Consider the following 9,384-nt stretch of genomic DNA (forward strand, 5'->3'; position numbering starts at 1 on the left):
CATGCTCCCCTGCATGCACAAGTTCCTGCGCTGGCTCAATGCCATCGCGCGCGATCAGGCCCCGTACGCTCCTCCTGTCATCGCAGGTGCATGACAGTTGACTCCTACCCAGACCCGTGCCGGAAACAGCGCCGAGCGACAGGCCGTCACCTGCGTCCACGCGCGCTGCGCGATGATGCGCGCCCGCCCCATCCGAGCGTGTCGCCGATGCCGCTTGCCCGTGCCGCGCTGTGCCTGCTGCTGTGCTGTGGCGTCGTCGCCGATGCGGCAGCGCGCACGGTGTACCGCTGCGTGCGCGACGGCACGGTCAGCCTGGCTACCGCGCCGGAACCGGGTTCGCGCTGCACCCCCAGGGAACTGGACGATGCGGCGATCGCCACGCCCAATCTGTGGGGCAACCTCGGCGTGTTCAGCGGCACCCTGTACGAGCGCGAGCAGGACGGGCAATTGGTCTACTCCACGCGCAATCTGCCGGGCTCGCGGCCGTATCTGCGCTTCACTGCGGTCACGCCGCCGGGAGAGGTGGCGCATCCCGGACTGGGCAAGCTCGGGGCGCCGCAACTGCAGGCGCATGCCAAACAGTTCCGCGCCGCGGCGCGCGCCACCGGGGTCGACGAGCCGTGGCTGCGCGCGATCGCGCATGCCGAGAGCGGATTCGATGCCGCCGCGGTCTCGCCCAAGGGCGCGCAGGGGGTGATGCAACTGTTGCCCGAGGTCGCCAGGGAGTACGGCGTGCGCGATCCGTTCGCGGCCGACCAGTCCATCGACGGCGGCGCCCGCTACATGCGCGCGCTGCTGCGCCGCTACGCCGGCGATCGGGTGCTGGCCGCGGCGGCCTACAACGCCGGCATCGGCGCGGTGGCGCGCTACGGCGGCGTGCCGCCGTACGCGGAGACCCGCGCGTACATCGACAAGGTGATGGCGCTGTACCAGCGCTACCGCCTTGCGATGGGGATGGCCGTGGAGACGCCCGCGCAATAGCGGCGGCGCCCACCGCCGGCGTTGACGGGGGCGCAGGCGGACGCGGCGTGGCCGCGGTGCCGCCCGCGGCGGCTCAGAGCGCGACGGCCTCCGCCTCGGCTTCGGCCGTCGCTTGCGCGTGCGGCGCTGTCGGCGCCGCGGCCGGCGCCGCATACAGATCCAGCAGCAACAGGGTCACGCCATTGGTCCAGCCGAAGCCGTCCTGCAGCGCGTACTCGCCGCCGCCGCCGCCCTTGGCCTGTGCGTCCACGCCGTACTTCTCCACCAGCTTGTGCTGCTGCGCGAACAGCGCCTGCACCCGCGCCAGGAAGCGGCTGCCGATGCGCTGCGCCAGCGCGTCCTGGCCGTAGCGGCGCAGGCCGTCCACGGCGATCCACTGCAGCGGCGCCCAGCCGTTGGGTTCGTCCCACTGCTGGCCGGTGTGCAGGCGCGTGGTCGCCACGCCGCCGGGGCGCAGCAACTGCGCCTGCACGGTGTCGGCGCTGCGCTTGGCCCGTGCCGGCGAGGCGACCCCGACGAACAGCGGGTACAGCGCCGCGGCGGTGACCTGGTCGCGCAGCCGGCGCTGCTGCCAGTCGTAGTCGGCGTAGTAGCCGGCATCGCTCCACAGGTGCTTGTCGATCGCGGTCTTGCGCGCGCTGGCCAGGGCCGCGTAGTCGGTATCGCAGCCGGCCGCGCCGGGGTTCTTGGCGCAGGCCAGGGCCAGGGTGCTCTCCAGGTGGTAGAGCAGGCTGTTCAGGTCGACCGGGACGATGGCGGTGGTGCGGATGCTGGCCAGGGTCTTGCGGTCGCCGAGCCAGCGGCTGGAATAGTCCCAGCCGCTCTCGGCGCCGGCGCGCAGGTCGCGGTAGACCTCGGCGGCGGGGCGGTCCTTGGCCTCGGCGGCGGTGCGCACGTCGTGCAGCCAGGCTTCCGGGCGCGGCGTGTCGCGGGCGTCCCAATAGCGGTTGAGCAGGCTGCCGTCGGCCAGCCGCACCACGTGCGCATGCGCGCTGCCCGGGGCCAGAGTCTGCGCGCCTTCCATCCAGTACGCGTATTCCTTCTGCAACTGCGGCAGGTAGCGCGCGTAGGCGGCATCGCCCTCCACCTTGGCCTGCAACTGCACCATGTGCGAGAAGAACGGCGGCTGCGAGCGGCTCAGGTAGTAGGTGCGGTTGCCGTTGGGGATGTGCCCGTAGGTGTCGATCAGGTAGGCGAAGTTGTCCAGCATCTGCCGGCTGCGTTCGTGTTCGCCGCTCTCCACCAGGCCGAGCATGGTGAAGTAGGAATCCCAGTAGTAGACCTCGCGGAAGCGCCCGCCCGGCACCACGTAGGGGTGCGGCAGCGACAGCAGGCTGCTGTAGGGCGGCACGTCGACCTGGCGGCGCACCAGCAGCGGCCACAGCGCGTCGATGTGCTCGCGCAGGCCGGTGTCCTGGCGGATCGCCTCGGTCTGCACCGGGCCGGATTCCTCGAAGTTGGCGGCGACGAAACGGCGCAGGTCGAAGCCCGGCTGCTGGCGCTGCGCCAGATAGTCGGCGTTGATCAGCGCCGGGTCGCGCAGCGGCAGCGCGTCGACGAAGTGCTTCTGGTCGTCGAACAGCTCCTGCTGCTGCACCGCCTGGAACAGTTCCGGGTACGCCAGGTCGGGCGTCTGCGGCGGCGGTGCCGGCGCGGTCAGCGTGGTCGCGGGCGCGGCCTCCGCCATGGCGGTATCGGCGGTGCCCAGCAACAGGCCGAGCGACAGGCTCAGCAGCGGGGTGCAACAGGGAGGAGCGGCATGGCTCATGTCGGGTCCAGAGCAGGATGCGTGCGGCATGGTAAACGACCGAAGCGGAGACGGGGGCGCGCGGCCGGATCCGGTGCGTGGCCCGCCCATCCTGCCCTGGCGGCCACGCGCCGCCCGGCTCGTACCGGTGAGGGACCGCAACGCCTGGGGGCATGCAAGAACGGGGCCGCTGTCGGGCTTGGTTCCCAGTCGGCGGGGCAGATTGGGGACTGCCCGCCTTGGGGCCGACTCGGCGCCCACCCGTGTCAGGGCGGGGGAGCTGCCGTCCAGCGCGCGGCGGCACGCAGCGCGCAGGTCAGGGCGTCTGCGGCCGCTGGCGGTCCTTCTCCGCGCTGAGCGCGGCTTCGGCGCGCAGGAACACCTGCCCGATCGGCTCGTCCGCCCGTGTGGCCTGGGCGTCGCCGACCAGTACGGTCAGCCCGAGCGCCTGCTGCCGCGCGGCGATCTCGCGCAGGCCGCGCAGCTTCTGCTCGGCGTCGGCGCCGTGCAGCATGACGATGAATTCGGCGTGCTCGGTGGCGCGGTCCACGGTATCGGCGCCGCCGTCGTGCACGTAGCTGGCCAAGGTGCGGTCCAGTTGCTGCAGGCTGCTGCCCAGCAGGCGTTCGCTCTGCCGCTCGGCCAGCGCGGCCAGTTCCTGCACTTCCAGGATCACCAGCCGATAGCGGCCGTCGGCACCGGTGCCATGGGCATCGGCGGCGTGCGGATGCAGGATCGCCTCGCGTTCGCGCTGCAGGGCGTTGCGGCGTTCGTCGAGCAGGCGCATGGTGGTGCGCGCGAGGGCGCGCAGGCCGTCGCGTTGCGCATTGCTGAGCTGGCGCGGTGCGGTGTCCAGCACGCAGACCGTGCCTAGTGCGACGCCGTCGTCGGTCACCAACGGCATGCCGGCATAGAAACGTGCGCCGGTGTCGCCGCGGACCACCGAGATATTGGCGAAACGCGGGTCGTCGGCGAGGTCGGGCACTTCCAGCAGCTGTTCGGGCTCTCGGATCGCGTGATCGCACACCGCCTGGCTGCGCTCGGTCTGCGGCAGTTCCAGGCCGAGCCGGGCCTTGAACCACTGCCGGTCGCGGTCCAGCAGCGACAGCAGCGCGATCGGCGTGTCGCACAGCGTGGCGGCGATCTGCACAATGTCCTGGTAAGCGGCCTCGGGCAGGCTGTCGACGATGCGGTAGCTGTCGAGGACACGCTGGCGCTGGGCTTCATCGGTCATGGGCGGCGTCGGGTCTGGCGCGGATCGCGAGGCGCAGCACCATACCGCAGGGCGTGGCGACGTCGCGTGGACGATGTCGCAAGCGTGACGCCGTGCACGTGCGAATCTTGCGCGCCTGGCCCGGCGCCGCCAGCGACGATGATCCGCTCGATGGCGTCGGATCCGGAAATTCACCGTGATAGCATCCGCAGTCTGACGGTTCGCAGTTCAGCTGAGCCGGAGTGACGCGTTTGCGCCAGCATCTGTAATGGCCGTGCTGCGTGCCTCCGGATGCCGCTGGATGCATGCTTCGGCGCCGGCACGCGCCACCACTTCGCAAGGACGACCACCATGGCTCTGCTGGCTCCCCGCCGTTCCCACACGCTCGCCGCTGTTTTGCTTGTGCTCTGGCTGCCGACCGGCCTGGCGTCCGCCAGCAGGGTGACGGGAACGATCAAGGATCTCTATGTGCGTTCGACCGACGGCGTGCACTACGTCGTGGTCAACGGCACGCCTAGCCAACGCCCGACCTGCGCCGGCAACACGACGTACTACATGATCCGCGATGAGACGTCGGACGTCGGCAAGGCGCAGTTGGCGATGCTGCTCTCAGCCTACATGGCCGGGAAGCCGGTTTGGATCGAAGGTACCGATGCCTGTACCCGATGGAGCGACGGAGAGGACATCCACAGCGTGGCTTTCCACTGATCCGCCGCTACTGCGCCGCGTTGGCCGGCGCGCCTGGCAACGCTCCATACGCGCCGGCTGCTGCAGTACCCGAGGGGGCTGCCCGCGTCTTGGGCGCTTCCACGCCGAGCGGTCCAGCCCTCGGGGCCTGCGCGCGCTTGTAGGTGGCCGGTGCACCGATGTGCTGCAGCAGAGCGGCCGTGAGTCGGACGAGGCCGCGCCGCGATGACCTCGCAGCCGTGACGTGGGCCGAGGCCGATCAGCTGGCCGTCGCTGTCCAGCACTCGCACCTCGCCCAGTTTCGGCGCTCGCACCGGCGCTTCGATCCGCTTGAGGTCGCGGCTGAAGCTGCTTCTACAAGGGTGGCGAATCGGGGGCTGGTTCCAGTCGCAGGAGCGGGGCGTGTCCGGCATATCGCGGGACTCGGCGGGACATGGCGATCAGCCGGCGGCACCGACGCCGAGCGCGCGCAGCTGCGTCTGCAGCGTGGCGGCGTTGTCGAGGGCGTGGCCGAGCGCGGTGTTGTCGAAGATCACCCAGGTTTCGCCCGTGCATGGCGTGGCGGCGACGACGCGCTCGGCCAGGCCGCGCAGTGTGTCGTCGGCGTAGCCGCTGTAGTAGAGGCGTGGTGCGCCGTGCCAGCGCCAGTAGGCCGGCGCCGCCGCGCCTGCCGGCTGCGCGGCGTTGGCGTTGAGGGCCGGGTCGGCGGCCACGCACGCGATGTGGTGGCGCTGCCACAGCGCCTCGGCGCGTGCGTCGAACCAGCTGGCGTGGCGCGGTTCGCAGGCGATGCCGCGGTGCCAGCGGCGCCGCAGCATCGCGAAGAAGGTGGCGGCGGTGCGTGCATCGAAGGCCAGGCTCGGCGGCAGCTGCACCAGCAGGCAGCCGAGCCTGTCGCCGAGATGGCCGACCTCGTCGAGGAAGGTCTGCAGCAGCGGCCCGACGCGGGACAGGCGCGCGTCGTGGGTGATGGTGCGTGGCAGTTTGGCCGAAAAGCGGAACTCCGTCGGCACGCTGTCGGCCCAGCGCTGGTAGGTGCTGGCGCGGTGGGCGCGGTAGAACGTGGAATTGATCTCGACCGCGTCGAAGCGGGTGGCATAGCGCGCCAACTGGCTGGCGCCGTCGCCGACCAGGCCGCGCTGCGTGCTGGCGATCGACCAGCCGGCGCAGCCGATGCGGATGCGAGGAGTGGCGCCGCGGCGGGGAAAAGCGGTCGGCATCGGCGAGGGCAGGGAGGGCAGGCGAGGGCAGGCCTGTCGGATACCAAGCGTTGCGACCAGGAGCCGTGAAGGACAGGCGCGGCGCGCCGCTTTGGTGACCCATCCGCGACCCGCGCATGCCAGGGAAGGCAGATGCCTGCAGGCTGCGCCTGAGCGCAGCCTGCGCGTTCACTCACTGTCGTCGCATGTCGCATGTCGCATGTCGCATCGCGCGATGGCGATGGCGATGCGTTGCGATGGCGCCGACGCCCATGCTGGCGCCGGCGCGTGGCGCATGGCGGGCAGCCCCGCCATGCGTGTGCGGCGTTACGGCTTGGCCTTCGCCTTGACCGGCTGGCCGTCGCTGTCGAGCACCTGCACCTCGCCCAGCTTCAGCGCGCGCACCGGCGCTTCGATCTGCTTGAGATCGCCGACGATGACCCAGGTCATCGCCTGCGGCGCCACGATCTCCTTGATCGCCGCTTCCGCCGCCGGCTGGTCGACCGCCTCCAGGCGCGTCTTCAGCGTCTGCACGTAGTCGTCCGGGCGGCCGTACTGGACGATGCCTTCCATCGCGCCGAGCACCGCGCCGGTGGTCTCGTAGCTGCCCGGCAGGGCGCGGATGCTCTGGTTCTTGATCTTGGCGATCTCCTCGGCGGTCAGCGGCTTGTCGCCGACCACGGCCTTGGCTTCCTTGAGGATCTCGGCGGCCGACTCGGCGGTCTTGTCGGTCTGCACCGGGGCAAAGAACAGGAACGGGCGCTGGCCCTGCGCGTCGAGCATGAAGCTGCTGGCGCCGTAGGCCCAGCGCTTGTCCTCGCGCAGGTTCATGTTCAAGCGCGAGGTGAAGGTGCCGCCGAAGGCGTCGTTGGCCACGTCGATGGCGAGGTTGTTCGGCGCCTTGGTCGAGGGCGCCAGCAGGCCGGCCAGGATCAGCGACTGCGGGGCGTCGTCGCGGTTGATCAGGAACACGCGCGGCTTGGGCTGCGCGGCCACCTGCGGCAGGCGCTTGGTCGGGCGCTTGCCGGACGGGGCCTGCCAGTCGCCGAAGGCGGCATCCAGCTGCGGGATGATCTTGGCCAGGGTGGTGTCGCCGGCGACCAGGATGCGCACGTTGTCCGGACGCAGCCAGTTGTTCTGGAACGCGCTCAGGTCGCTGGCAGTCAGGCTCTTGATCGCCGCCTCGGTGCCGGTGCCGGTGAGCGGCACGCCGTACGGATGGGTCGGCCCGTACAGCAGCGGCGGCAGGGTGCGCAGCGCCAGGCCCTGCGGCTGGGTCTTCTCCTGCGCGATCGAGGCCAGCCACTGGCCACGGATGCGCTCGATGTCGTCGGCCTTGAACGCCGGATTGCGCACGATGTCGGCGAACAGCGCCAGCGACGGCGCCAACTGGTCGTTGAGCGCGTTGAGCGAGGCGTCGCAGCTGTCCAGTGCGCAGGACACGCTGGTCATCGCGCCCAGGCGCTGGCGGCGCTGCGCCACGTCCACCGAATCCAGGTTGCGGGTGCTCTCGTTCATCAGCGCCGCGGTGAAGTTGGCGGTGCCGAGCTTGCTGCCGCGGTCGGTCGCGTAGCCGGCATCGAACAGCAGTTCGACCCGCGTGACCGGGATGGTGTGGCGCTCGGCCAGCACCACCTCGATGCCGTTCTTGAGCTTGCCGCGCTGCAGTTGCGGGAAGCTAAGGTTCGGGAACTGGGTGGTCTCCGGCACGCCGGCGGCGCGGTCCACCTGGGTCTTGCCGACGCTGTAGTCGCCCTTCGCCGGCACCTTGGGCGCGGGCTTGCCCGGGGCCGCCGGCAGCGGCTTGACCGCCTTGTCCTCGGCCGCCGGATCGAAGCCCTCCGGCGCCGGCAGCACGGTCAGCAGGTAGTCGCCCTTGCCGAACCAGGTGTCGGCGGCCTTGCGCACGCTGGCGATGGTGGCGTCCTGCGCGCGCTGCAGGTCCTTCTTGTAGGCGCCCGGATCGTTGCGGTAGACCTGGCCCTCGGCCAGCACCGTGGCCTTGCCGCCGAAGCCGCCGACTTTCTCCAGGCCGCGCACGAAGCCGGCGCGGTAGCCGACCTGCGCGCGTTCGAGTTCGTCTGCGGTGGGGCCTTCGGCCAGGAACTTCTGCAGTTCGTCGGCGATGGCGGCCTCGACCTTGGCCGGATCCACGCCTTCCTTGACGTCGGCGGTGATCTGCAACTGGCTGGCCAGCGCGAACGGCTGCAGGTTGGCGGAGACGTCGTCGGCCAGCTTGTCGCGGTAGACCAGACGCTGGTACAGGCGGCTGGTCTTGCCGCCGCCGAGCACGGTGGTGGCCAGATCCAGCAGCACCGCGTCGTCGGTGCCCAGTTGCGGCGCGACCCAGGTGCGGTAGATGCGCGGCTGCGCGACGTGGTCGTGCTGCACGCCGCGGGTCTGCTTGGCCAGCGGGGTGATCCACGGCTGCTGGCGCGGCACCGGGCGGCCGGCGGGGATGTCGCCGAAGTACTGCTCTGCCTTGGCCTTGGCCTGCGCCACGGTGATGTCGCCGGCCAGCACCAGGGTGGTGTTGGCGGCGCCGTAGTTGTCGTGGAACCACTGTTTGACGTCGTCCAGCGAGGCCGCGTCGAGGTCGGCCATCGAGCCGATGGTGTCGTGCTGGTAGGGATGGTTGGCCGGGAAGAGGTTGGCCAGGATGTTCTCGTCGACGCGGCCGTAGGGGCGGTTCTGGCCCTGGCGCTTTTCGTTCTGGACCACACCGCGCTGGGTGTCCAGTTCCTTCTGGCCGATCGCGCCGAGCAGGTGGCCCATGCGGTCCGATTCCATCCACAGCGCGGTGTCCAGCGCGGTGGTCGGCACGGTCTCGAAGTAGTTGGTGCGGTCGAACCAGGTGGTGCCGTTCATGTCGGTGGCGCCGACCTTCTCGAACGGCTGGAAGTAGGTGCCCTTGTGGTTCTCCGAGCCGGAGAACATCAGGTGCTCGAACAGGTGCGCGAAGCCGGTCTTGCCGGCCGGCTCGTCGGCCGAGCCGATGTGGTACCAGATGCTCACCGCCACCACCGGCGCCTTGTGGTCCTCATGCACTACCACCGTCAGGCCATTGGGCAGGGTGAAGCGGGTGTAGGCGATCTCCGGGGTGGTCGCCTGGCTCGGCGCGGCCGCGGCCAGGGCCGGCGGCGCGGCCACTGCGGCGGCGCCGGTGCCGAGGGCGAGGATGCTGGAGATCAATAGCGACAAGGGTCGGAGCATGGGCCGGGCCTGAGTGTGGACAGTGCGCCAGCATAGAGGGCCGGCGGCGGCGGCGGGAACGTGACTGATGGCACACCGCGGGGCGCGGGGCCGGGGCCAACACGGCGCACGGCCACGTCTGGGGGGGCGTGGCCGTGCGGGACCTCAGGAACGCTGCGGAGTGCTCGCGCTCAGCGTGCGGCGCAGAAGCCGAACTCGGCGGGGGCGCCGGGGGCACGGGGGTAGTTTGAGGTCACGGCGATGGGGGGGAGGGGTGTGCTCGACTGCGGCGCAGGGGTGTTCCACAGGTGTTTGAGCGCGCGGGTGATCGAGAGGGTGGCGGGTGAGGCCGCTCTGGTGCAGGG

General features: G+C 70.9%; 6 protein-coding genes. 2 read left to right on the forward strand and 4 right to left on the reverse strand.

The window, feature by feature from the left end; all coding sequences use genetic code 11:
- Positions 1 to 207 precede the first annotated feature (207 nt).
- Positions 208 to 981 (forward strand): lytic transglycosylase domain-containing protein, encoded by a 774-nt coding sequence (locus CEK68_RS20615; protein WP_152240507.1) that lies wholly within the window; start codon positions 208 to 210, stop codon positions 979 to 981.
- 73 nt (positions 982 to 1,054) lie between these two features.
- Here the strand turns inward: CEK68_RS20615 and treA are convergent, their stop codons facing one another.
- On the reverse strand, positions 1,055 to 2,749 hold the full coding sequence (treA, locus tag CEK68_RS20620) for an alpha,alpha-trehalase TreA (protein WP_152240508.1): 1,695 nt from the start codon (positions 2,747 to 2,749) through the stop codon (positions 1,055 to 1,057).
- Positions 2,750 to 3,044: 295 nt separating this feature from the next.
- Positions 3,045 to 3,962, reverse strand: coding sequence for a GAF domain-containing protein (locus CEK68_RS20625; RefSeq protein ID WP_152240509.1), 918 nt, complete (start codon positions 3,960 to 3,962; stop codon positions 3,045 to 3,047).
- 330 nt (positions 3,963 to 4,292) lie between these two features.
- On the opposite strand from CEK68_RS20625, the gene CEK68_RS20630 reads away from it, so the two are divergent.
- Positions 4,293 to 4,649: a hypothetical protein gene (locus CEK68_RS20630; protein WP_226977997.1), complete on the forward strand. Its 357-nt coding sequence runs from the start codon at positions 4,293 to 4,295 to the stop codon at positions 4,647 to 4,649.
- 419 nt (positions 4,650 to 5,068) lie between these two features.
- Here the strand turns inward: CEK68_RS20630 and CEK68_RS20635 are convergent, their stop codons facing one another.
- Together CEK68_RS20635 and CEK68_RS20640 are read right to left on the reverse strand one after the other, a co-directional pair.
- Positions 5,069 to 5,848 (reverse strand): DUF72 domain-containing protein, encoded by a 780-nt coding sequence (locus CEK68_RS20635; RefSeq protein WP_152240510.1) that lies wholly within the window; start codon positions 5,846 to 5,848, stop codon positions 5,069 to 5,071.
- Between the two features lie 306 nt (positions 5,849 to 6,154).
- Positions 6,155 to 9,040, reverse strand: a complete 2,886-nt coding sequence (locus CEK68_RS20640) for a pitrilysin family protein (protein ID WP_152240511.1) — start codon at positions 9,038 to 9,040, stop codon at positions 6,155 to 6,157.
- Positions 9,041 to 9,384 lie beyond the last annotated feature (344 nt).

This window comes from Xanthomonas sp. LMG 12461 (assembly GCF_009192935.1).
Taxonomy (GTDB): Bacteria; Pseudomonadota; Gammaproteobacteria; order Xanthomonadales; family Xanthomonadaceae; genus Xanthomonas_A; species Xanthomonas_A sontii.